Origin of the sequence: Stappia sp., assembly GCF_048268045.1 — a bacterium.
Taxonomy (GTDB): Bacteria; Pseudomonadota; Alphaproteobacteria; order Rhizobiales; family Stappiaceae; genus Stappia.
In genome coordinates, this window is the sequence record NZ_JBLWWG010000007.1 from 275092 (window position 1) to 296759 (window position 21668).

Genomic DNA, 21668 nt, shown 5'->3' on the forward strand with positions numbered 1-21668 from the left:
ATGATCGACTGGACGGAAACCGAGCTTTCGGCGCTGCGCCGGGCCTATGCCAGCGGCACGACGCGCGTCAGCTATGACGGCAAGTCGGTGGATTACGGCTCGGCCGAGGATCTGCTCGCCCGCATCCGGACCATCGAGCGCGCCATCGCGGGCTTCAGCCGCCCGCTGCCCGTGGCGGGGCTCGCTGGCTTCTCGCGCGGGGATCGCTGATGTCGGCGACCTGGTTCGACCACGCCATCGCCACGGTGGCGCCGCGCATGGCGGCTCGGCGCGTGATGGCGCGTCAGGCATTCGAGACGCTGACGCGTGGCTATGACGGCGCGGCGCGCGGGCGACGGACGGACGGCTGGCGCGCGCCGGGATCCTCGGCCGACACCGAAATCGGCGTCGCCGGGGCGCTGCTGCGCGACCGCATGCGCGATCTGGTGCGCAACAACCCGCATGCGGCCAAGGCCGTGGCGGTGCTGGTCAACAACATCATCGGCGCGGGCATCATGCCCCGCGCCGCTAGCGGCGACGACAAGCTGGACCGGAAGGTCGATGCGCTCTTCGAACGCTGGACGGCGGACTGCGACGCCGATGGCCAGCTTGACTTCTATGGCCTGCAGACGCTGATCTGCCGGGAGATGGTCGAGGCGGGCGAGGTTCTGGTGCGCCGCCGCCTGCGGCGCGCGAGCGACGGCCTGCCGGTGCCGCTGCAATTGCAGGTGCTGGAAGCCGACTTCCTCGACGCCACCAAGTCCGGAGCCCTCGGCGCAGGGCGCCTCGTGCAGGGGATCGAGTTCGACCCGGTCGGGAAGCGCCGGGCTTACTGGCTGCATGCCGAGCATCCGGGCGACGCCTACGGGGCCTTGCAGAACGGGTTGCAGAGCCGCCCGGTCCCCGCGACCGAGATCGCCCATGTCTACGAGAAGCAGCGCACGCAAGCGCGCGGCGTCCCCTGGGGCGCGCCGGTGATCCGGTCGTTGCGTGATCTCGACGACTATGAAGTGGCCGAACTGGTTCGCAAGAAGACCGAGGCCTGCGTCACCGCCATCGTCTTCGGCGACGACGAGGCGCAACAGGGCATCGCGCCCTCCGTGGTCGATGCCGACGGCAACCGGGTGGAACAGTTCGAGCCGGGGCTGATCGCCTATGCCCGCGGCGGCAAGGACATCCGCTTCAACCAGCCCTCGGCGACGGGCGGCTACGGCGAATACAAGCGCGCGAGCCTGCACACGATCTCGGCAGGCTTCCGCGTGCCCTACGAGCTGCTGACGGGGGACCTGTCCCAAGTGAACTACTCCTCGATCCGGGCGGGTCTCGTGGAGTTCCGCCGCCAGATCGACGCCGTCCAATGGCAGCTGTTCATCCCGATGTTCTGCGCCCCGGTGTGGCGGTGGTTCACGGAAGCCGCATGGGCGGCGGGGCAGATCCCGTCGCCGATCGTGCCTGTGGAATGGTCGCCGCCGAAGTTCGAGGCGGTCGATCCGCAGAAGGACGCGATGGCGAACCTGCTGTCCATCCGCTCGGGCACCATGACGCTGGCCGAGGTGATCGCCCGGCAGGGCCGCAACCCCGACGCCGTGCTGGCCGAGATCGCGGCGACCAACGCCAAGCTCGACGCGCTGGGGTTGGTCCTCGACAGCGACCCTCGCCGCGTCACCAAGACCGGCAGCGCACAATCCAAAGACGGGGCCAGCGATCCGGCGAACGATCCGGCCGCCGACGAACCAGACGCCGACGACCCGACCGCCGACGCGGATACAGACCCGGCGCAGGCCGACCAACAGGACTGACCTTCATGGACACGATGATCGAACTGCCGGCCATGCGCCGGTCGGCGGAGCTTGCGCCGAACACGGCCGATGCCGACAACCGCACCGTCGAGGTGGTCTGGTCGGCCGGGGCTCGCGTCCGCCGTGCCACCTTCTTCGGCGAGCCTTATGACGAGGAACTCAGCCTCGACCCGGCCCATGTCCGGCTCGACCGGCTGAACGCGGGCGCGCCGTTCCTGAAGGTGCACGAGCTCGACACGCTCGACGCGGTGATCGGCTCGGTCGTGCCGGGCTCGGCCCGGATCGAGAACGGTCGCGGCATCGCCTTGGTCCGGATCAGCGAGCGTGCCGATGTCGAGCCGATCTGGCGCGACATCCAGGCGGGGCACATCCGCGCCGTCTCCATCGGCTACCAGGTCCACCGGTTTGATATCTCGAAGCCTGATGGCGCCCGCGAGCTCTGGCGCGCGGTGGACTGGACGCCCTTCGAGGTCTCCGCCGTCGCGGTCGGAGCCGACCCAGCAGCGGGCTTCCGCGCCCAGCACCCCCTTCACGACTGCGTCCTCCACCGCCGGGACGCCCCTTCCACCACGAAAGGACCGATCCCGATGACGGACACGACCCAGACCCCGGCGAGCGACGCCGCAACCCCCGCCAACACCCAGCCGACCGCGCCGGTCGAAACCGAGGACACCCCCATGACCGAGCCGAAACCGGCTGCGCCCGACCCGAAGGTCGCGGCCAGCGAGACGCGCAGCCAGAAGACGCAGGTAACTCCCGCGCCCGATACCGAAGTGGTCGCCACCCGCGCCCGCGAGGCCGAGCGCGACCGCGTCTCCACCATTTACGATCTGGCCGGGCGGCTGAACCTCGAGCGCGGCTTCGCCGAGGATCTGGTCAAGCGCGGCGTCAGCGTCGACGAATCCCGCCGCCTGATCCTCGACCAGGTCGCCGCGAAATCCGACGAGACCCGGACCTTCCCGCACGTCTCCGTCCCGCTCGGCGGCCGGGACGAGCGCATCACCCGGCGCGACGCGGTGGCGAACGCGCTGCTGCACCGCTACAGCCCGACGCTGTTCCAGCTGGAGGACGCCGCCCGCCAGTATCGCGGCATGACGCTGCTGGAACTCGCCCGCGAAAGCCTCGGCAATGCCGGGGTCAACACGCGGGGCCTGTCGCGTGACGAGGTGGCGACGCGCGCCCTGCATTCGACCTCGGACTTCCCCGAGATCCTGTCGGCGGTCACCAACAAGACCCTGCGGCAGGCCTACGAGGCCTATCCCCGCACCTTCATGCTGTTCTGCCGCCAGGTGCTCGCCACCGACTTCAAGGCGATGCACCGGGTGCAGCTCGGCGAAGCCCCGCAGCTGCTGGAGGTCGGCGAGAGCGGTGAGTTCAAGCGCGGGACGCTGGGGGAGAGCAAGGAGAGCTACAAGGTCAAGACTTATGGCCGGGTGGTCGCGATCACCCGCCAGACCCTGATCAACGACGATCTGGACGCCTTCACCCGGATCCCGGCGATGTACGGCAACTCCATCGCCCAGCTGGAGTCGGACGTGGTCTGGGGCATCATCACCGCCAACCCGGCGATGGCCGACGGCAATGCGCTCTTCCACACCACCCACAAGAACCTGGCAGGCACCGGCGCGGCGCTCGATGTCAGCAGCGTCGGAGCGGCGCGCGCGGCGATGGCCAAGCAGACCGGCCTCGACAAGAAGACGGTGCTGAACGTCCGGCCTGCCTTCCTGATCGTGCCGGCCTCACTGGAACTGAAAGCCGAACAGCTGGTGGCCCAGAACCTCGTGCCCGCCGCGACGTCCAGCGTGGTGCCGCAGTCGATCAGGACGCTGGCGCCGATCAGCGAGCCCCGGCTCGACGCCGCCAGCGAGACCGCCTGGTATCTGGCGGCCAGCCCGAACCAGATCGACACCATCGAGTACGCCTATCTCGAGGGCCAGCAGGGCGCCTATATCGAGACGCGCAACGGCTTCGACGTCGACGGGGTCGAGATCAAGTGCCGCCTCGACTTCGGAGCCAAGGCCATCGACTGGCGCGGCCTCTACAAGAACCCGGGCGCGTAAGGCGCGCTTCCTGAACCCTGACACACGGGCGGTCCTGACGGGCCGCCCTTCGTCTTTCCACGAGGATCCCCATCATGAAAACCTACGTCCAGCCCGGCAACACCATCACCCTGACCGCGCCCTATGCCGTCGCCTCCGGCGATGGCCTGCTCGTCGGCTCCATCTTCGGCATCGCCGCGGGTGCCGCCGCCATTGGCGAGCCCGTCGAGACCGCGCTCGTCGGCGTGTTCGACATCACCAAGGTCGGCTCCCAGGCGTGGACGGTTGGCGCCAAGGTCTATTGGGACGACACCAACAAGCGCACCACGACCGTCGCGACCGACAACACCCTCATCGGCGCGGCCGTCGAGGCGGTGGCGAGCGGCGCCGGCGACACCATCGGCCGGGTGCGCCTGAACGCGACGTTCTGATGTCGGCCTTCGCCGCCGCCATCGGCGCGCTCTTCGCCGATCCGAACATCGGCCGGGACGCGGTCTACATCGCCGACGGCGGTACACCCGTGCTGGTGCGTGCCGTCGCCCGTCGCGCCGACGCGGTCACCGACTTCGGCGACGCGCGGCTCTGGTCCGAAACCACCCGGATCGACCTGCGCGTGGCCGAGGTGGCGAACCCGCGTCCCGGCGACCGCATCGAGATCGACGGCGACGCCTTCCTCATACAGGGCGAGCCGGTCCGCGACCGCGAGCGGCTGGTCTGGACCGTCGACCTGAGGCCCGCGTGAAACTGAAGCTCGACATCGATCCCGACATCGTCGCGATGATGGCGGCCGAGGTCGCGGCGGGTGAACGGGCCGTCACCGCCGCCATTCGCGAGGCCGGGACTGGGCTGAAGACGGCGTGGCGGTTGCAGATCACCGGCGCGGGGCTTGGTACACGGCTCGCCAACTCGATCCGGAGCCAGAACTTCCCGAGGTCGGGCGAGAGCCTTGAGGCTGCGGCGCTGGTCTGGTCGAAGGCGCCGGTAATCGTCGGTGCGCATGACACCGGGCCGCTGATCCGATCGAAGAACGGGTTCTGGCTGGCGATCCCGCTGCCCGCGGCGGGCAAATCCCTGCGCGGCGGCCGGATCACCCCCGGTGAATGGGAGCGGCGACGCGGCCTCCGCCTGCGTTTCGTCTATCGCCGGACGGGCCCCAGCCTGCTGGTCGCCGAGGGGCGGCTGAACACGAAAGGCCAGGCGGTGGTGTCGCGGTCGAAGACCGGGCGCGGAAAGGTCACTGCGCCGATCTTCCTGCTGGTGCCGCAGGTCAAGCTGCCGAAGCGGCTGGATCTGGCGCGGGATGCAGACCGGGCGTTGGACAGCGTGCCGGGGCTGATCGTGGCGAACTGGGTGGGGGGTAGGTTGTGATCGCATCGATGCGCAATCTTGCTCGGCAGCCACGAAACCGACGGCTCGGGTTACCCCGCGCAGCACGACAGCTTCGCGACATCCTTGTCGAAGGTCTGCGCGGCGAGCTTCAGCCCCTCTACCGTGGTCAGATAGGGGAAGATCGTCTCGCCGAGCGCCTTTGTCGTCATGCCGAACTTGAGCGCCATGGCGAGCGTCTGGACACTGTCGGCTCCCTCCGGCGCCATGATCACGCCGCCCAGGAGGCGGTCGGTCGCCCGGTCCGCGACGAGCTTGATCAGGCCGCGCGTGTCGCGGGCGGCGAGCGCGCGGGGCACGTTGTCGAGCGTCAGCACACTGGTCTTGACGTCATGACCCGCGGCGCGCGCCTGCGCCTCGGTCAGCCCGACGCCGGCGACCTGCGGATCGGTGAACACCACCCACGGCATCGCGGCGTTGTCGTAGCGCTCCGCCCCGCCCAGAACGGCGTTGCGGGACGCGAGCTTGGCGCCATAGGCGGCCATGTAGACGAACTGGTCGCGGTCGGTCACATCGCCCGCCGCGAAGATGCCGGCCTTCGTGGTCTGCATGTCGTCGCCCACCCGGATCGCGCCACGCGCGTCGGTCTCGACGCCCATCTCCGCGAGGCCCAGCCCCTCGGTGTTGGCTGCGCGTCCCGTCGTCAGGACGAGGCGGTCGGCCGTCAGATCGCGGTCTGCGCCGTCCACCGTCACCGTCAGGACCGCACGGGCCCCGTCGCGCCGTGCGGCGTCGTAGGTCGCGCCATCGACAACCGCGACGCCCTCGGCGCGCAGCGTCTCCGTCAGCGCCCGGGACACCTCCGGCTCTGTGCGCGGCAGCAGGCGCGAGCGGCAGACAATGGTGACGCGGGTGCCCATCCGCGCCATCATCTGCGCCAGCTCCACGCCGATGTAGCCGCCGCCGAGGAAGATCAGGCTTTCGGGCAACCGGTCCAGCTCCAGCAGCGACGTGCTGTCGAGCGTTGGTGCGTCCTGGATCCCAGGGATGTCGGGCACGGCGGGTCGGCCACCGGTCGCGACGATCACCTTGGGAGCCGTGATCCTGCGCCCGCCGACCTCGACCCCGCCGAGGACGAGACGCGCCGGACCCTCGTCGAGATAGGTCACACTGCCGTAGCCCGGCAGCAGATCGGCGTACTTCTTCTGGCGCAGTGTCGCGACAAGATCGTCCTTGGCCGCAATCAGCGCCGACCAGTCGGCGACCTGCGCCTCGCTGTTCAGGCCCGGGAACCGATGTGCTGTCTGCGCACCGTGCAGGGCTTCCGCGGCCCGGATCATCGTCTTGGAGGGCACACAGCCCACGTTCACGCAGGTCCCGCCGATGGTGCCATGGCCGATCAGCGCGACGCGCTTGCCTCCCTCGGCGGCGGTGATCGCGGCGGAGAACCCGGCCGATCCGGCGCCGATCACGGCAAGGTCGAAATCGCCCTTGGGCGCGCAGCAATCGTCTTTCATCAAGTCATCCATCCGTTCGAGTGGTCTGGCGCCGCTGCCGTCTCCAGACCGCGTACACGGTCAGCGCGACGAAAAAGGCGAGCGCGGGCAGCAGAACGTAGTCGAGCCAACCCAGCCAGGCCGACAGGCCCACGGCACCCAGAAGCACCACCAGCACCGGAGTGAAGCAGCAGAGCGCCGCGATGACGGTGCCGACGATCCCTGTCGCGATCAGCTTGCGGTCGGACTGCTCGGTCATCTCGTCAGCCCGCGACACGCGCCGGGTAGCCTGCATTGGCCGACGCGGTCGCGATGGCGTCGGCGCTCGTCGCGGCGGTGTCGAAGATCACCGTGGCGGTGCGGGCATCGAAGTCGATCTCGACGGCGCGCACGCCCGCGACGCCCTCCATCGCACGCTTCACGGTGACTGGGCAGAGCGCGCAGGTCATGTTGTCCACCGCGAAGGTGACGGTCTGCTCGGCGGCGACGGTCTGCGCGGCAACAGGGATGGCGGTGATCGGCACAACGGCGGTCAGGCCGAACAAGGCGAGTGCAAGGATCTTCTTCATGTGGATGTCCTTTCGGGGTCAGTAGAGAAGCGGGGCCCACCAGTCGATGGTGAGGGCTGCGAGAACGAGGATCAGGGAGGCCCAGAGAGCCGACTTGGTGATGCGCGCCGATGCTGGCCTTGCGCAGTAGGAACCGGGTTCGCAGACGGTTGGCTTGCGGAAATAGACCTGCCAGAAACCCGCCGCGATGAAGCCGAGCGCGATCACGGCGAAGATCGGCTTGTAAGGCTCCAGAGCCGTCAGGTTGCCGATCCAGGCGCCCGAGATGCCGAGAGTCAGAAGCACCAGCGGCCCGATGCAGCAGGCCGAGGCGAGAAAGGCGCCCACCACACCGCCCGCCGCGAGCCAGCCCTTTCGGGCGGGGCGATCCGCGCCCGTGCTGTCCGTTCTGTCGTCTGTCAGCGCCATGTCGCGCACCTCTCGTCTGTGATTGACGATGGGTGTAGGGTCTGTAGCAACTACAGGCTCAAGAGGAAACTTGCCCATGACCGATCACGAGCGCGAGAGCGGCTTCACACGCGGCGACCTGGCCCGGGCGACCGGCTGCAACATCGAGACGATCCGCTATTACGAGAAGACCGGCCTGCTGCCCGACCCGCCCCGCACGGACGCCGGCTACCGGGTCTATTCCGCCGCACACGCCACACGCCTCCGCTTCATCCTGCGCGCCCGCGAACTCGGGTTCTCGATGGAGGACATCCGCGGGCTGATGGGGCTCGGCGACGGCGCCGCGCCGACCTGCGCCGAGGTCAAGGAACGGACGGAGCGGCACCTTGCCGATGTCCGCGCGAGGATCGCGGATCTTCGGCGTATCGAATCCGTCCTCGCTACAACTGCATCCAGGTGTTCGGGCGCCGAAGTCCCCGATTGTCCGGTGCTCGACGCGATTTCCAACTCGGCCGACCCATGACACCTCGCGAAACCATCCTCGTCGCGCTGCACGCGCGGCTCTCGGCGCTGCCCGCCACCGCTCTGCGCGGGGACGTGCTGCCCGAGCGCATGCCGGTCGAGGGCCTGATGATCCTGCGCGATGGCGAACCAGGTGCGCCCGAAGTCACGCTGTCGCCGCTGCGCTATCACTACCAGCACCGAGCCGAGATCGAGGCGGTCGTTCAGGGTGCCGATCGCGACGCCGCCTTTGACACGCTGACCGCCAGCATCGGCGCAGCGCTCGCCGCCGACCGCACGCTGGGCGGGCTCTGCGACTGGGTCGAGGCGGAAGCGCCGCGCCCCGTGGACCTGCCGGTCGAGGGCGCGGCCAGCCTGAAGGCCGCCGTCATCCCAGTGGTGCTGCACTATTCCACGGCCGACCCGCTCGGCTAATCCCGAAAACCCGAGGAGAACACCATGGCACGAGCCCAGGGGGCGCGGGCGCAGATGGCGCTTGCGTTCGAGACCGTCTATGGCACGCCGCCCGCGAGCGGTTTCACGAAGATGCCCTTCGCCAGCACCTCGCTGGGGGCGGAGCAGCCGCTGCTGAACTCGGAGCTTCTCGGCTACGGCCGCGATCCGCTGGCGCCGATCAAGGACGCGGTAACTGCCGATGGCGATGTCGTCGTGCCGCTCGACGCCGAGGCGTTCGGCTTCTGGCTCAAGGCGGCCTTCGGCGCGCCCACGACTACGGGCGCGGAAGCCCCGTACAGCCACGAGTTCCAGTCGGGATCCTGGACGCTGCCCAGCATGTCGATCGAAACCGGCATGCCGGAGGTGCCGCGCTTTGCGATGTACTCGGGCTGCGTGCTCGACCAGATCACCTGGCAGATGCAGCGCTCGGGGCTGTTGACCGCCACCGCGCGGCTGGTGGCGCAGGGCGAGACGGTCGGGACCACGACGAGCGCGGGAACACCGGCCGCACTTGAGTTGAAGCGCTTCGGCCATTTCAACGGGGCGATTGCGCGCAACGGCACGGCTCTCGGCAACGTGGTCTCGGCCGAGATCACCTACGCCAACAATCTCGACCGGATCGAGACCATCCGCTCGGACGGCCGCATCGACGGGGCGGACCCGTCCATCGCCGCGCTGACCGGCCGGATCGATGTGCGCTTCGCCGACCAGACGCTGGTGACGCAGGCGATCAACGGCGAGGCCTGCGAGATGGAATTCGCCTACGTCCTGCCGTCCGGCGAGAGCTTCACCTTCACCGTGCACGCCGTCTACCTGCCGCGCCCGCGCATCGAGATTTCCGGGCCGCAAGGGGTGCAGGCGACCTTCGACTGGCAGGCCGCGCGCGGCAGCACCGTCGGCCGGATATGCACCGCAACCCTCGTGAACGATGTGGAGAGTTACTGATGCTGACGCTCGACCTGACCAACGCGCCGCGCTGGCATGACCTTGCCCCTGGCGTCCGGGTGCAGCTGCGCCCGCTGACCACCGCACTGATGGTGGCGACCCGCAGCGATCCGGCCGTCGAGGGGTTGCCCGAGGAAGCCTCCGACGAGGAACGCGCCGTCGCCTTCGCCAAGTCTCTCGCGCGGCGGGCGGTGCTCGCTTGGGAGGGCATCGGCGATGCTGACGGCAATCCCATTGATCCCAACCCCGAGGCCATCGACGCGCTGCTCGATGTCTGGCCGATCTTCGAGGCCTTCCAGCTGACCTACGTCTCGAAAGGCCTGCTGCTGGAGCAGGAAAAAAACGCCTCCGCGCCCTCGCCGAATGGTCCTTCGGCGGGGGCGAGCGCTACTGCGAAGCCTGTGCGCAAGCCTGCCCGGACTGCCCGGCGCGGCTGAACCGTCCGGAAACACCGGAGGGTTGGCAGGTCTGGGACCTCGTCGGTCGCCTTGGTGGGCAGCTCCGCGTGCTGCCCGGCGCCGTGATCGGCTGGGATATGTCGGCCGCGCTCGCGCTCGGTGACGCCCTCGGCGTACCGCCGCTCGTCACGGCCGAACTGCTGCCCGTCATCGAGGCGGTGATGGTCGCAAAACTCAACGAACAGATGGATCACTCCCATGGCTGAGAAGAGGGTCAGCGTCCGCCTCGCGGCCGTGGGCGGGCGACAGGTTCGCGCCGAGCTGGAAGGCGTGGGCGAGGCCGGGTCGCGTGGCTTCGGAAGGCTGAGCCGGGAGATGGAGGCTGCGAACGCCCGGCTCGCGGCTTTCTCACGCCGGGTCCGGGTTGCGGCGGCCGCCGCCGTGGCGGCTGCCGCGGCTGCTGGCGTGGCGATGATCCGCTCCGGGCTGCAGACGGTCGATGCGCAGGCCAAGCTCGCGCAGTCCCTCGGCACCACCGTCGCCTCGATCCAGACGCTGGAGCGTGCGGGCGAACTGGCGGGCGTCTCCATGTCCGGCATCGAGCAGGCGACGAAGGATCTGACGCGCCGTCTCAGCCAGGCGGCCGCCGGGACTGGCCCTGCCGCTGATGCGCTGGTCCGGCTTGGCCTTTCCGCCACCGACCTGATTGCGCTGCCGCTGGATCAGCGGGTCGGCGCGATCAACGCCGCCATCGAGGACTTCGTGCCTGCCGCCGAGCGCGCAGCTGTCGCCGGGCAGCTCTTCGGCGAGGAAGGCTCCATCGCGATGTCACGGATCGACACCGCGACGCTGCGCCAGGCGACGGAGGACGTGCTTGCCTTCGGTGTCGTGGTCTCCGAACAGGATGCCGATCAGATCGAGCGGACGAACGACGCCGTCTCAAGGCTGGGGCTGATCTGGCGCGGGCTGTCGAACCAGCTGGCCGTTGCTGCCGCCCCGGCCCTCGAGGCGGTCGCCAATGCCATGGCGGCCATCGCCAGCCGTACCGGGCCACTCGGCATCGCCATTCGCGGCCTTTTCGACAATATCGGCCGCCTGACCACCTATGCCGTAACCTTCGCGACCTTCCTCGCGGGCCGCTGGGTCGCCGGGCTGGCCGCTGCCGCGCTCTCGGTCCGTGGGTTCGCCACCGCACTCGTCGTGCTGCGCGGGGCGCTGATCCGCACCGGCATCGGCGCGCTGATCGTCGGCGTGGGCGAACTGATCTATCAGCTGTCCCAATTCGTCGCCCGGGTGGGTGGCGTCGGCGAAGCCTTCCGGCTGCTCTCCGATCTGGCCTCCGAGGTCTGGTCGCGCATCGGGCTCGCGCTCGATGCCGCGCTGGCCCGTATGGCGGCCGGTTGGGAGGGGCTGAAGGCCGCCGCGCTTTCGGCGCTCGACGGTACCGTGGCGGGCGTCGTGGGGTTCGGGGACCGCACTGTCGCAATCTTCCAGGGCGCCTATGGCGGCGCGGTGGCGATCTGGGGCAGCCTGCCAGGCGCCATCGGCGATTTCGCGTACCAAGCGGCGAACGGGCTGATCGGCGGGGTCGAGGCGATGCTGAACGGCGTCGTAACCCGCATCAACAGCTTCATCGAAACCCTGAACGCCGCGCTGGCCTTGTTGCCGGAATGGGCCACCGGCGAAGGCGGCGTGCGGATCGGCACGCTCGACGCGGTGGACCTAAGCCGGATCGACAACCCGTTCGAAGGGGCTGCGACGGCGGCGGGCACCGCAGCAGCCGATGCGTTTTCGGCCGCGCTCGCCCGGACCTATATCGCACCGCCGGATCTAGGTCTCGGCGCGATGGCGGATGACGCGCGCGCGCGTGCCGATGCCTATCGCGAGGCCGCTGGCATGTTGACCGATGCCGCGACCCGGCCGCTTTCTGCTTGGCTGGCGCTGAAGGATGCCGTGACTGGCTCCGGCGCGGAGGCCGAGGCCGCGCTGACGGACGCTGCGACCTCCGCCGATGCACTGGCGGCCGGGCTCGGCGATACCGCAGCCGCCGCCAATGGCGCCGGAAGTGCTGCCCGCGACGCCGGAACCGCCGCTGGCGAAGGGGCGGAGCGCGCGCTGACCGGATGGCAGGCCGTGACAGCGGCGCTCTCGGATTATGCAAGCCGGGCCCGGGAGATCGGCGGCGATATCGGCCAGAGCCTCGTCAGCGCGTTTCAGTCGGCGGAGGACGCGGTCGGTGAGTTCGTGAAGACCGGCAAGCTGAACTTCCGCGATCTGGTGACCTCACTCATCGCCGATCTGGCGAAGCTGGCGGCGCGGCGCTTCATCCTTGGCCCCATCGCCAACGCGCTCTCGGGCGCGCTCGGCGGTGCGGGCGGGATCTTCGCCAATATCTTGCACGCGGGCGGCATGGTCGGATCGTCCGGACCCTCCCGCATGGTCCCGACCATGGCTTTCGCCGCTGCGCCCCGGATGCATTCCGGCGGCATGGCGGGGCTTCGGCACGACGAGGTGCCCGCGATCCTGCAACGCGGTGAGCGGGTGCTGTCGCGGCGCGAGGCACATAGCTACGGCGCGGGCGGCGGGATCAACGTCACCATCATGGCCCGCGACGCAGAGAGTTTCCGGCAATCCCGCACGCAGGTCGCGGCGGACATCGCCCGCGCGGTGTCGCTCGGGCGGAGGGGCATGTAATGGCGTTCCATGAGGTCCGCTTCCCGGACAACATTAGCCGAGGCGCGCGAGGCGGGCCGGAGCGGCGCACGCAAATCGTCGAGCTAGCCTCGGGCGACGAGGAGCGCAACGCCAGCTGGGCCAACTCGCGCCGCCGCTACGATGTCGCCTACGGCATCCGCCGCGCTGACGATCTGGCGGCGGTGGTTGCCTTCTTCGAGGCGCGGAATGGCCGCCTCCATGGCTTCCGCTTCAAGGACTGGGGCGACCACAAGTCCTGTCTACCCTCGGGCACGGCATCGCCCACCGACCAGGCGATCGGCACCGGCGACGGCGCGACGACCGCGTTCCAACTCGTGAAGCGCTACTCCTCGGGCGCGCAATCCTGGACGCGCGCCATCGCCAAGCCGGTGGCGGGCAGTGTGCGCATCGCGCTCGCCGGGGCTGAGCAGCCCTCCGGCTGGTCGGTCGACACCACGACCGGCGTCGTCACCTTCACCGCGGCGCCGGGCTCCGGCCTCGCGATCACCGCGGGCTTCGAGTTCGACGTGCCGGTCCGTTTCGACACCGATGCGCTCGACGTGACGCTCGACCTCGAGCGGCTCGGCTCGATCACCTCCATCCCGCTGCTGGAACTGCGCCGATGAAGACCCTCGACTCCGCCCTGCAGGCCCATCTCGACGAGGGTACGACGACGCTTGCCTGGTGCTGGCGTATCGCCCGCGCCGATGGCGCGAGTTTCGGCTTCACCGACCACGACCGGACGCTCAGCTTCGACGGGACCGACTTCGAGCCCGAGAGCGGGCTCACGGCATCCGAGGTGCGGTCGGGATCGGACCTGTCGGTCGATGCGCAGGATGCCGAGGGGGTGCTGACCTCGGACCGCATCACCGAGACCGACATCCTCGACGGCCGCTGGGACAACGCGGAGGTCGATGTCTGGTGGGTGAACTGGAGCGATCCGGCGCAGCGTGTGCTGATGCGCCGCGGGGCGATCGGCCAGATCCGGCGGGGACGGCTTGCCTTCGTGGCAGAAGTTCGTTCGCTCGCACATATCCTCGGACAAACGGTCGGACGGACGTTTCAGGCCACTTGCGACGCGGCGCTCGGTGACGGACGTTGCGGCGTCGATCTGGACGCATCGGCCTTCAGGGGAACGGGCGCCGTCATCGACCTCCTGCGTGACCGGACGTTCACGGCGTCCGGCCTCGGTGGCTTTGCCGCCGGCTGGTTCACCTTCGGTACGGTCGAATGGACCAGCGGCGCCAATGCCGGGCGGCGTGCAGAGATCGTCGCGCATGACCTGACCGACGGCATCGCCGTGCTGACGCTGCTCGAAGCGCCAGTGAGGCCCATCGCCGGGGGAGATGGTCTTATCGTCCGCGCGGGCTGCGACAAGCGCATGGAGACCTGTGGCGCGAAGTTCGCCAATGTCGCCAACTTCCGGGGCTTTCCGCATATCCCCGGCCAGGATGCCGTTCTCCGTTACGCGACGAAGGACGGCGGGCACGACGGGAGCGTGCTGTGAGAGCCGCCGATCCGGAGCGGGTGATCGCGGCGGCGCGGTCCTGGCTCGGCACGCCCTATCACGACCAGGCCAGCCTGCGCGGCGTGGGCTGCGACTGCCTCGGCCTCGCCCGTGGCGTCTGGCGCGAGGTGGTCGGCCCCGAGCCGTTCCCGATCCCGCCCTACAGTCGGGACTGGGGCGAGATCGGCCCGCGCGAGGTGCTGGCCGAAGGCGTACGGCGCATGATGATCGAAGTGGACCCCGCGGCGGCCGAAGCCGGCGCGCTGGTCCTCTTCCGCATGAAGCCCCGCGCCATCGCCAAGCATGTCGGGATCATCTCCGACCCCGGCAGCTTCATCCACGCCTATGAGCGGCTCGGCGTCATCGAGGAGCCGCTCTCCTCCGTCTGGCGGCGGCGCATCGCCTTCGCTTTCCTGTTTCCCCGTCCGTCCGCCTCCGTACGCAAGCAGGCGCGGCGCAAAAGGAAGTCCTGACAGTGGCCACTCTCGTGCTCGGCGTCGCCGGCGCCGCCATCGGCGGTTCCATCGGCGGTGCGATCCTCGGTGTCAGCGCCGCGACCATCGGCGGCTTCATCGGCTCCAGCATCGGTTCGGTCGTCGACAGCTGGATCATTTCGTCGCTGGCGCCGACGCAGCGCATCGAGGGCGCGCGGCTCGACACGCTGCGCATCACCTCGGCTACCGAAGGTGCTGTGATCCCGCGGCTCTATGGCCGGATGCGGATGGGCGGCAACATCATCTGGGCGACCGATTTCCGCGAAGAGACGAAGACCACCACGCAGGGCGGCGGCAAGGGCGGCGGGGGCGGCAAGGTCAAGACGACCGAGTATCTGTACTACGCCTCCTTCGCCGTGGCGCTCTGCGAAGGCCCGATCACCGGCATCGGTCGCATCTGGGCCGACGGCAAGCCGATGGACCTCTCCGGCGTCACCTGGCGCTGGTATCCCGGCGACGAGGCGCAGACGGCGGACCCGTTCATTGCGGCCAGGATGGGCGCGGCCAACACCCCCGCCTATCGCGGCACGGCCTATGTGGTCTTCGAGGAACTGGCGCTCTCGACCTATGGCAACCGCCTGCCGCAGCTCTCCTTCGAAGTGTTCCGACCGCTCGCCGATCCCGACACCGCCGAGGGGCTGACCCGCGCCGTCACCATGATCCCCGCCTCGGGCGAGTTCACCTATGCAACGCAGGCCATCCGCAAGACCGATGGCGGCGCAACGGTGCCGGAGAACCTGAACGCGCTCGCCGACTCCACTGATATGGTCGAAGCGCTGGACCGGCTGCAGGCCATGGCCCCGGCGGTCGAGAGCGTCAGCCTCGTCGTGGCGTGGTTCGGCGACGATTTGCGCGCGGGATCCTGCAAGGTGCGGCCGGGCGTCGAGGTGTCGGCCAAATCGACCACGCCCGCCAGCTGGTCGGTCAATGGCGTCAGCCGCGCCAATGCCTTCCTCGTCAGCCGCGACGACCAGGACCGCCCGGTCTATGGCGGCACACCGTCCGACTTCGCCGTGGTACAGGCGATCCAGGAGATGAAGGCGCGCGGGCTGCGCGTCACCTTCTATCCCTTCATTCTGATGGACGTACCGCCCGGCAACACGCTGCCGAACCCGTATTCCGACAACGCCGCCGCGACCGGCCAGCCCGCTTTCCCCTGGCGGGGGCGGATCACCTGTTCGCCTGCAGCGGGGTTCGCAGGGACCGTGGACAAGTCCGCGACGGCCGCAAGCCAGGTCGCGGCCATGTTCGGTGCAGCGACGCCCGCGAGCTTCAGCGTCTCGGGTCAGTCGGTTTCGTGGACCGGCCCGTCCGGCGACTGGGGCCTGCGCCGCATGGTGCTGCACTACGCCCATCTCTGCGCGGCGGCGGGCGGGGTCGATGCCTTCCTGATCGGCACCGAGATGCCGGGTCTGACGACGATCCGCTCGGGCGCCAGCAGCTATCCGGCCGTACAGGCGTATCGGGATCTGCTCGGCGATGTCCGCTCGATCCTCGGGTCCGGGACGCAGATCGGCTACGCTGCCGACTGGTCGGAATACTTTGGCCACCAGCCTGGCGACGGCAGCGGCGACGTGTTCTTCCACCTCGACCCGCTCTGGTCGGATGCCAACATCGATTTCGTCGGCATCGACAATTACATGCCGCTGTCGGACTGGCGCGACGGCTTCGAGCATGCGGACGCGGCCGAGGGCTGGCCCGCGATCTATGACCGGGCCTATCTGCAGGCGAACATCGCGGGCGGCGAAGGCTTCGACTGGTTCTATGCCAGCGCGGCGGATCGCTCGGCACAGATCCGGACGCCGATCACGGATGGCGCTGCCAGCAAGCCGTGGGTGTTCCGCTACAAGGATCTCCGCGCCTGGTGGTCGAACACGCACCACGACCGCCCGGGCGGGGTGGAGAGCGGGACGCCGACCGCGTGGGCGCCGCAGTCCAAGCCCATCTGGTTCACCGAGTTGGGATGTCCGGCCATCGACCGGGGCACGAACCAGCCGAATGTCTTCTTCGATCCGAAGTCGTCCGAGAGCTTCACGCCGCATTTCTCGCGGGGCTGGCGCGACGATGCGATCCAGCGCGCCTATCTCGAGGCGACGTATCTCTGGTGGGGCGACGCGGCGAACAATCCGGTGTCCTCAGTCTATGGCGACCGGATGGTTCATGTCCCGGAATGCGCCGCCTGGACCTGGGACGCGCGGCCCTATCCGTTCTTCCCCGAACTGATCGGCGTCTGGACCGACGGGCCGAACTGGCGGCTCGGGCACTGGCTGACCGGTCGGCTCGGCGCGGTGTCCCTGGCCGCACTCGTCCGGCATCTCTGCCTGCGCGCCGGGCTGTCCCAGGATCGCATCGACGTCACCGGGCTCTGGGGTGCGGTCGAAGGCTACGCCATCACGGCGCTCGAAAGCCCGCGCGCTTCGATCACCACGCTGTCGCGGCATTTCGGCTTCGACGCGGTCGAGACCGAAGGGGTGATCCGGTTTGTCATGCGCGGCCGGGCCTCGATCGCCACCCTCGCGCCCGACGATCTGGTGGCCGCCCGCGAGGGCGATGTCCTCGAACTCACCCGCGGCCAGGAGACCGAACTCCCACAGGCGCTGAAATGGCAGGTTGCGCGGGCGGATGAGGATTACGATGCGGCCCTCGTCGAGGCACGGCGCATCACCGTGGACACGACGCGGATCGCCTCCGAGTCCTTCCCGATGGCCGTGCCGCCCGAGGAAGCCGAGCGGCGCTGCCGCCGTGCGCTGATGGAGGCGTGGGTGGGTCGCGAGACGGCGGCGTTCCGTCTGCCACCCTCGCGCCTGGCGCTCGACCCGGCCGACGCGATCCGGCTGGAGCATGACGGGCGGCTGGTCGATCTGCGGCTCGTCTCCATCGCCGACGCGGAGGCGCGCGGTATCGAGGCGGTGCGCCAGGACCGAGCGACCTACGACCTGCCGCCCGGAGACCCTCGCGCGGCGTCGTTGACGCGGGCGGTCGTGTTCGGCGCGCCGGATGCAGTGCTGATGGACCTGCCGCAGCTGACCGAGGATCAGCCCGCGCACCGGCCCTTCGCGGCCGCGCACGCGGTTCCCTGGCCGGGCGAGATGGCGGTGTTCCGCAGCCCCTCGACCGATGGCTTCGAGTTGCTGACCACGTTCGGCAGCCGCGCCCGGATCGGGGTGCTGGTCGCCGACTTCTTCGCGGGGCCGACGTCGCGCTTCGACCTCGGCAATGCGCTGGTGGTCGATCTGCTCACCGGCACGCTGGAGAGCGTCACCGACCTGACGCTGTTCGACGGGGCCAACGCGCTGGCGATCGAGAGCGCGCACGGCGCTTGGGAGATCGTCCAGGCGGGTGCGGCCGAGCTGCTGGCGCCCGGCCGGTATCGTCTGACACGCTTGCTGCGGGGCAAGCGCGGCACCGAGGGCGCCATGGGCAACCCGGCGCCCGCTGGCGCCCGCGTAGTCGTGCTAGACACCGCGCTCGCGTCACTGCCGATGGCCGAGGTCGATCTCGGCATCCCGTGGAACTGGCGCATTGGCCCGGCGAGCCGCCCGGTGAGCGACGAGACCTATGTCGCGCAGTCCTTCACTCCAGTGGGCGTGGGGCTACGGCCGTTCTCCGTCGCCCATGTGGAGCAGCCGTGGCGCAGGCCCCGCACGCCTGGCGATCTGACGATCCGCTGGACGCGCCGGTCGCGCGCGCTCGCGGCCGACAGCTGGGGCGGGTTGGATGTGCCACTGACCGAAGAGTTGGAGGCCTACGAGGTCGAGATCCTCGACGGCGCCACGGTGAAGCGGGTGCTGAGCGTGGCTACCACCAGCGCGACCTACGCGGCCGCCCAGCAGACCGCTGACTGGGGCGCGCCACTCGGCCCCGGTGACACGCTCGACATTCGCATCTTCCAGCTCTCCGCCCTCGTCGGGCGAGGCGCGCCGAAGACCGTCACGCTCTTGTTCTGAAGGCTTCTCCCATGTCCGACGCCACAACCCATCTTCTGCTGCCCTACATCCTGGCGGCACAGGCCCAGAAGCACGTCACTCACAATGAGGCGCTGCGGATCCTCGACGGGCTCGTCCAGCTCTCCGTCCGCGGTGTGGCCAGGACGGACCCGCCGCCGGACCCGAACGATGGCGACCGGTTCCTTGTGGCACCCGGCGCGACCGGAGATTGGGCCGGATGGGACAACAGCATTGCCTATTGGGTCGATGGCGCATGGATGCAGCTCCCCCCTCGATCCGGTTGGCGGGCGTGGGTTGAGGAGTTCGACGGATCAGCAAATGGTCCGGGGGACCATTTGCCCGGAGAACGGCTGCTGTTGGTCTATGACGGTTCCGGCTGGGTCGGCACGACCCCGGCATCGCTGCAGAACCTCGCGCTCCTCGGTGTCGGCACCACGGCGGATGCGTCGAACCCGTTCTCGGCCAAGCTGAACGCCGCGCTCTGGACGGCGAAGACCGTGGCCGAGGGCGGTACGGGCGATCTCTTCTACACCATGAACAAGGAGGCGGCAGGCGACGATCTCGGGCTGACCCTGCAGACCGGCTTCGTGACCAAGGCGCTGGTGGGGCTCTTCGGCTCTGACCGCTTTCGCCTCGCGGTCTCGGCCGACGGCAGCGCGTTCTTCGACGGGCTGAGCGTCGACAACGCGAACGGCATCGTCGACCAGCCCCGGCTGCCCCGCTTCAAGGCGTACACGAACTACGACAACTACGTCGGCGTCGGGACATGGACGAAGATCGGCCTCAACAACACCGACTACAACGATCAGGGGGCGTTCGACGCCGCGAACAACCATTTCGTGGCGCCCGTAGACGGCACCTACCTCTTTGGCGCGACGCTGCTCTACAAGATCAACGCCAGCACCACGGCCCGCATGAGCGGACGGCTCGTCCTGAACGGGACCACCGAAATCCGCGGCTCCCTCGGCGAAATCTCCGCCACCCATGTCTCGCTCGCCACCGCGATCTGGCTTCAGACCATGGTGCCGCTCACCGCGGGCGATACCGTGGAGCTGCAGGGATATTTCCGGGTCGCGGACGGCTACTTCGCCGCCGACCACACGTCCTTCTGGGGCTGCAAGGTCGGCTGAGCGGCGGAAGGAGGATCCGATGAACCCACCCCGATCCGAGGGCTTCGTGCGCATGCCCGATGCCGAGTTCGAGGCGATCCTGACCCGGGCGGCCGAGGAAGGCGCCAAGCGCGCGCTCGCCGATGTCGGGCTCGACGGCGACGAGGCCGCACTCGACATCCGCGATCTGCGCTCACTTGTCGACTGCATCCGGCTCGTGCGCCGCACCGCGATGCAGACCGCCGTCCGCATGATCACCACCGGCGTCATGCTGGCGCTGCTCGCGGGCATCGCGATCAAGCTGAAGATCTCCGGCGGCAGCGCGTAGCCGCGCTCCATCACCATTCATCAGTCCAACCGCACCCGCCCTTGAGGCAGGTTTTTTGTTTTGGAGGACCCCATGACCACGACCTTCCACCGCCATTGGCGAGACGTGCGGGAAAGCGCCTGGCGCTGGCCCAACTTCTCCCCCGCCGAGATCGCATGTCGGGGCACTGGCAAGCTGCTGCTCAACGAACCCGCGCTCGACAGGCTGCAGGCGCTGCGCGACCGGCTGGGAAAGCCGCTGATCGTCCGCTCGGCCTATCGCAGCCCCGAGCACAACCGCGCCGTGGGCGGCGCCACCCGGTCGAAGCACCTCGACGGCGCCGCCTTCGACATCGCCATGGCGAACCACGACCCGGTGGCGTTCGAGGCCGCGGCGCGCGAGGTCGGGTTCCTCGGCTTCGGGTTCTACCCGCGATCAGGGTTCATTCATGTCGATCTTGGCCCCGCGCGTCAGTGGGGCGAGCGGTTCCCGGTCCGGGCGACTGCGTTTGCCGCCGAGACGCCGCCCGCGCGCGAGGTGCTGGCTGACAGCCGCACCATGAAGGGTGGAGGCGCGGCCGGAGTGGCGACACTGGGTGCTGCGGGCGTGGAGGTCGCGCAGCAGGTGTTGGCTGAGACGCAATCCGCCATCCTGCCGCTCGTGCCGTATCTCGACACGCTCCGTTGGGTGTTCATCGCCGTCGCTCTCGGCGGGATCGTGGTCACGATCTATGCTCGCCTCGATGACTGGAAGTGGGGGCGGCGGTGATTTGCGGGCTCCTCACCGGGATCGCCACGAGCCCATGGATGCGGGCGGCGCTGCGCTACGGAGCCATCGCGCTGGCAGTGCTCCTGTTCCTGCTTTCGCTTCGGCGCTCCGGGGAGCGAGCGGGACGCCTCGCCGAACGACTTGAAACTACGGAGAAGGCCAATGACGTCCAACGTCGGATGCTGGAAGCGGCGGCTCGCCGTCCTCGCGATCACCACGAGCTTGCTGACAGGCTGCGCGACGGTGAGTTCTGACGTCGAGGGCCTGGCGGCGTGCCCACCGGTCGTCGAGTACAGCGAGGACTTCCAGGAATCGGCGGCAGAGGAGCTGGCTCTGCTGCCGGAGGCCTCTGCGATAGTGGAGATGCTGAGCGACTATGCCGTGATGCGGGAGCAGGCGCGGACGTGCGATGGCCGAGGATCTTCGCTCGCGCCCGGGCTTCACCGGCACCCCACCGTGTCAGGCAGCCTCGTAGTTGGTGTACACCTCGGTGCTGCCGTCATGAAGGATGAGGAACACGTCGTAAGCCTCGCGTTCGCTCTCCGGCCCCATGCCGGGGGAACCGTAGGGCATGCCCGGAACGGCCAGACCCACGGCGTTGGGACGCTCGGCCAGCAGCCGCCGGATATCAGCGGCCGGCACATGGCCCTCGATCATGTAGCCCTCGACTTGGCCGGTGTGACAGGAGACCATCTCTTGCGGGATGCCATTGTCGGACTTGTAGCGCATCAGCATCGTGCCCATGCTCGCCTCGGTCGTGACGGTGAAGCCATCACCCTCCAGGATCTCGATCCAGGCCGAGCAGCAGCCGCAATTCGGGTCCTTCAGGACGTGTATCGACGGTCCTCCGGATTGCGCCAGCGACAGTTGGGGGAGCCCTGCAAGAAGGGCCGCGCTGCCGATCAGCAGGCCCCGTCGGGTGAGGGTGTCTTGTGTCATGTCGTTCT

25 protein-coding genes are annotated in these 21668 nt (G+C 69.1%); 20 read left to right on the plus strand and 5 right to left on the minus strand.

Going from position 1 to position 21668, the window contains the following annotated elements; genetic code table 11:
• The 6 genes from ACN0WF_RS13630 to ACN0WF_RS13655 all read left to right on the plus strand — a co-directional run bounded on the left by ACN0WF_RS13630 (position 1) and on the right by ACN0WF_RS13655 (position 5185).
• Positions 1-210, plus strand: a complete 210-nt coding sequence (locus ACN0WF_RS13630; RefSeq protein WP_177208251.1) for a phage head-tail joining protein — start codon at positions 1-3, stop codon at positions 208-210.
• Complete coding sequence (locus tag ACN0WF_RS13635; RefSeq protein WP_123644170.1) at positions 210-1778, plus strand: phage portal protein; 1569 nt, start codon at positions 210-212, stop codon at positions 1776-1778. Before ACN0WF_RS13630 ends, ACN0WF_RS13635 begins: the two co-directional genes overlap by 1 nt.
• A gap of 5 nt (positions 1779-1783) precedes the next feature.
• Positions 1784-3838, plus strand: a complete 2055-nt coding sequence (locus ACN0WF_RS13640) for a prohead protease/major capsid protein fusion protein (protein ID WP_417773344.1) — start codon at positions 1784-1786, stop codon at positions 3836-3838.
• A 74-nt stretch (positions 3839-3912) separates the two neighbouring features.
• Positions 3913-4248 (plus strand): DUF2190 family protein, encoded by a 336-nt coding sequence (locus tag ACN0WF_RS13645; protein WP_062563543.1) that lies wholly within the window; start codon positions 3913-3915, stop codon positions 4246-4248.
• Positions 4248-4559 (plus strand): head-tail joining protein, encoded by a 312-nt coding sequence (locus tag ACN0WF_RS13650; protein WP_062563544.1) that lies wholly within the window; start codon positions 4248-4250, stop codon positions 4557-4559. The genes ACN0WF_RS13645 and ACN0WF_RS13650 overlap by 1 nt, the downstream gene beginning before the upstream one ends.
• A complete protein-coding gene (locus ACN0WF_RS13655; RefSeq protein ID WP_062563545.1) occupies positions 4556-5185 on the plus strand; it encodes a DUF6441 family protein in 630 nt (209 codons plus the stop codon). Before ACN0WF_RS13650 ends, ACN0WF_RS13655 begins: the two co-directional genes overlap by 4 nt.
• 50 nt (positions 5186-5235) lie before the next feature.
• Here the strand turns inward: ACN0WF_RS13655 and merA are convergent, their stop codons facing one another.
• The 4 genes from merA to ACN0WF_RS13675 are packed head-to-tail and all read right to left on the minus strand — an operon-like array spanning position 5236 to position 7616.
• Positions 5236-6660, minus strand: coding sequence for a mercury(II) reductase (gene merA, locus ACN0WF_RS13660; protein ID WP_417773345.1), 1425 nt, complete (start codon positions 6658-6660; stop codon positions 5236-5238).
• A gap of 4 nt (positions 6661-6664) precedes the next feature.
• The gene (merF, locus tag ACN0WF_RS13665; protein WP_123644184.1) at positions 6665-6898 is read right to left on the minus strand and encodes a mercury resistance system transport protein MerF; all 234 of its coding nucleotides are present in this window, start codon (positions 6896-6898) and stop codon (positions 6665-6667) included.
• Positions 6899-6902: 4 nt separating this feature from the next.
• The gene (locus ACN0WF_RS13670) at positions 6903-7208 is read right to left on the minus strand and encodes a heavy-metal-associated domain-containing protein (protein ID WP_062563548.1); all 306 of its coding nucleotides are present in this window, start codon (positions 7206-7208) and stop codon (positions 6903-6905) included.
• 18 nt (positions 7209-7226) lie between these two features.
• Positions 7227-7616 carry a mercuric transporter MerT family protein gene (locus ACN0WF_RS13675; protein WP_062563549.1) on the minus strand — a complete coding sequence of 130 codons (390 nt, stop codon included), beginning with the start codon at positions 7614-7616 and terminating at the stop codon, positions 7227-7229.
• A gap of 76 nt (positions 7617-7692) precedes the next feature.
• Here ACN0WF_RS13675 and ACN0WF_RS13680 point away from each other — a divergent pair, with 76 nt between their 5' ends.
• The 14 genes from ACN0WF_RS13680 to ACN0WF_RS13745 all read left to right on the plus strand — a co-directional run bounded on the left by ACN0WF_RS13680 (position 7693) and on the right by ACN0WF_RS13745 (position 20975).
• A complete protein-coding gene (locus ACN0WF_RS13680) occupies positions 7693-8118 on the plus strand; it encodes a MerR family transcriptional regulator (RefSeq protein ID WP_062563550.1) in 426 nt (141 codons plus the stop codon).
• Entirely contained in the window at positions 8115-8531 is a 417-nt protein-coding gene (locus ACN0WF_RS13685; protein WP_417773346.1) for a hypothetical protein, read from the plus strand. The genes ACN0WF_RS13680 and ACN0WF_RS13685 overlap by 4 nt, the downstream gene beginning before the upstream one ends.
• A gap of 24 nt (positions 8532-8555) precedes the next feature.
• Entirely contained in the window at positions 8556-9497 is a 942-nt protein-coding gene (locus ACN0WF_RS13690; protein ID WP_417773347.1) for a phage tail tube protein, read from the plus strand.
• Entirely contained in the window at positions 9497-9934 is a 438-nt protein-coding gene (locus ACN0WF_RS13695) for a hypothetical protein (protein WP_417773348.1), read from the plus strand. The genes ACN0WF_RS13690 and ACN0WF_RS13695 overlap by 1 nt, the downstream gene beginning before the upstream one ends.
• Positions 9935-10002: 68 nt before the next feature.
• Positions 10003-10161 carry a hypothetical protein gene (locus ACN0WF_RS13700; RefSeq protein WP_417773349.1) on the plus strand — a complete coding sequence of 53 codons (159 nt, stop codon included), beginning with the start codon at positions 10003-10005 and terminating at the stop codon, positions 10159-10161.
• Positions 10154-12589 (plus strand): phage tail tape measure C-terminal domain-containing protein, encoded by a 2436-nt coding sequence (locus ACN0WF_RS13705; RefSeq protein WP_417773350.1) that lies wholly within the window; start codon positions 10154-10156, stop codon positions 12587-12589. The genes ACN0WF_RS13700 and ACN0WF_RS13705 overlap by 8 nt, the downstream gene beginning before the upstream one ends.
• Entirely contained in the window at positions 12589-13215 is a 627-nt protein-coding gene (locus ACN0WF_RS13710; protein ID WP_417773351.1) for a TIGR02217 family protein, read from the plus strand. Before ACN0WF_RS13705 ends, ACN0WF_RS13710 begins: the two co-directional genes overlap by 1 nt.
• Positions 13212-14096 (plus strand): DUF2163 domain-containing protein, encoded by an 885-nt coding sequence (locus ACN0WF_RS13715; RefSeq protein ID WP_417773352.1) that lies wholly within the window; start codon positions 13212-13214, stop codon positions 14094-14096. The genes ACN0WF_RS13710 and ACN0WF_RS13715 overlap by 4 nt, the downstream gene beginning before the upstream one ends.
• On the plus strand, positions 14093-14569 hold the full coding sequence (locus ACN0WF_RS13720; RefSeq protein WP_063184956.1) for an NlpC/P60 family protein: 477 nt from the start codon (positions 14093-14095) through the stop codon (positions 14567-14569). Before ACN0WF_RS13715 ends, ACN0WF_RS13720 begins: the two co-directional genes overlap by 4 nt.
• Positions 14570-14571: 2 nt before the next feature.
• A complete protein-coding gene (locus ACN0WF_RS13725) occupies positions 14572-18537 on the plus strand; it encodes a baseplate multidomain protein megatron (protein ID WP_417773353.1) in 3966 nt (1321 codons plus the stop codon).
• A gap of 11 nt (positions 18538-18548) precedes the next feature.
• On the plus strand, positions 18549-19667 hold the full coding sequence (locus tag ACN0WF_RS13730) for a DUF2793 domain-containing protein (protein ID WP_417773354.1): 1119 nt from the start codon (positions 18549-18551) through the stop codon (positions 19665-19667).
• Positions 19668-19686: 19 nt separating this feature from the next.
• A complete protein-coding gene (locus ACN0WF_RS13735; protein WP_417773355.1) occupies positions 19687-19974 on the plus strand; it encodes a DUF6127 family protein in 288 nt (95 codons plus the stop codon).
• Positions 19975-20046: 72 nt separating this feature from the next.
• Positions 20047-20721, plus strand: coding sequence for a YcbK family protein (locus ACN0WF_RS13740; RefSeq protein ID WP_417773356.1), 675 nt, complete (start codon positions 20047-20049; stop codon positions 20719-20721).
• Positions 20718-20975 (plus strand): hypothetical protein, encoded by a 258-nt coding sequence (locus tag ACN0WF_RS13745; RefSeq protein ID WP_336385811.1) that lies wholly within the window; start codon positions 20718-20720, stop codon positions 20973-20975. Before ACN0WF_RS13740 ends, ACN0WF_RS13745 begins: the two co-directional genes overlap by 4 nt.
• Positions 20976-21180: 205 nt before the next feature.
• On the opposite strand, the gene ACN0WF_RS13750 is transcribed toward ACN0WF_RS13745, so the two are convergent.
• The gene (locus ACN0WF_RS13750) at positions 21181-21660 is read right to left on the minus strand and encodes a DUF411 domain-containing protein (protein WP_097176411.1); all 480 of its coding nucleotides are present in this window, start codon (positions 21658-21660) and stop codon (positions 21181-21183) included.
• Positions 21661-21668 lie beyond the last annotated feature (8 nt).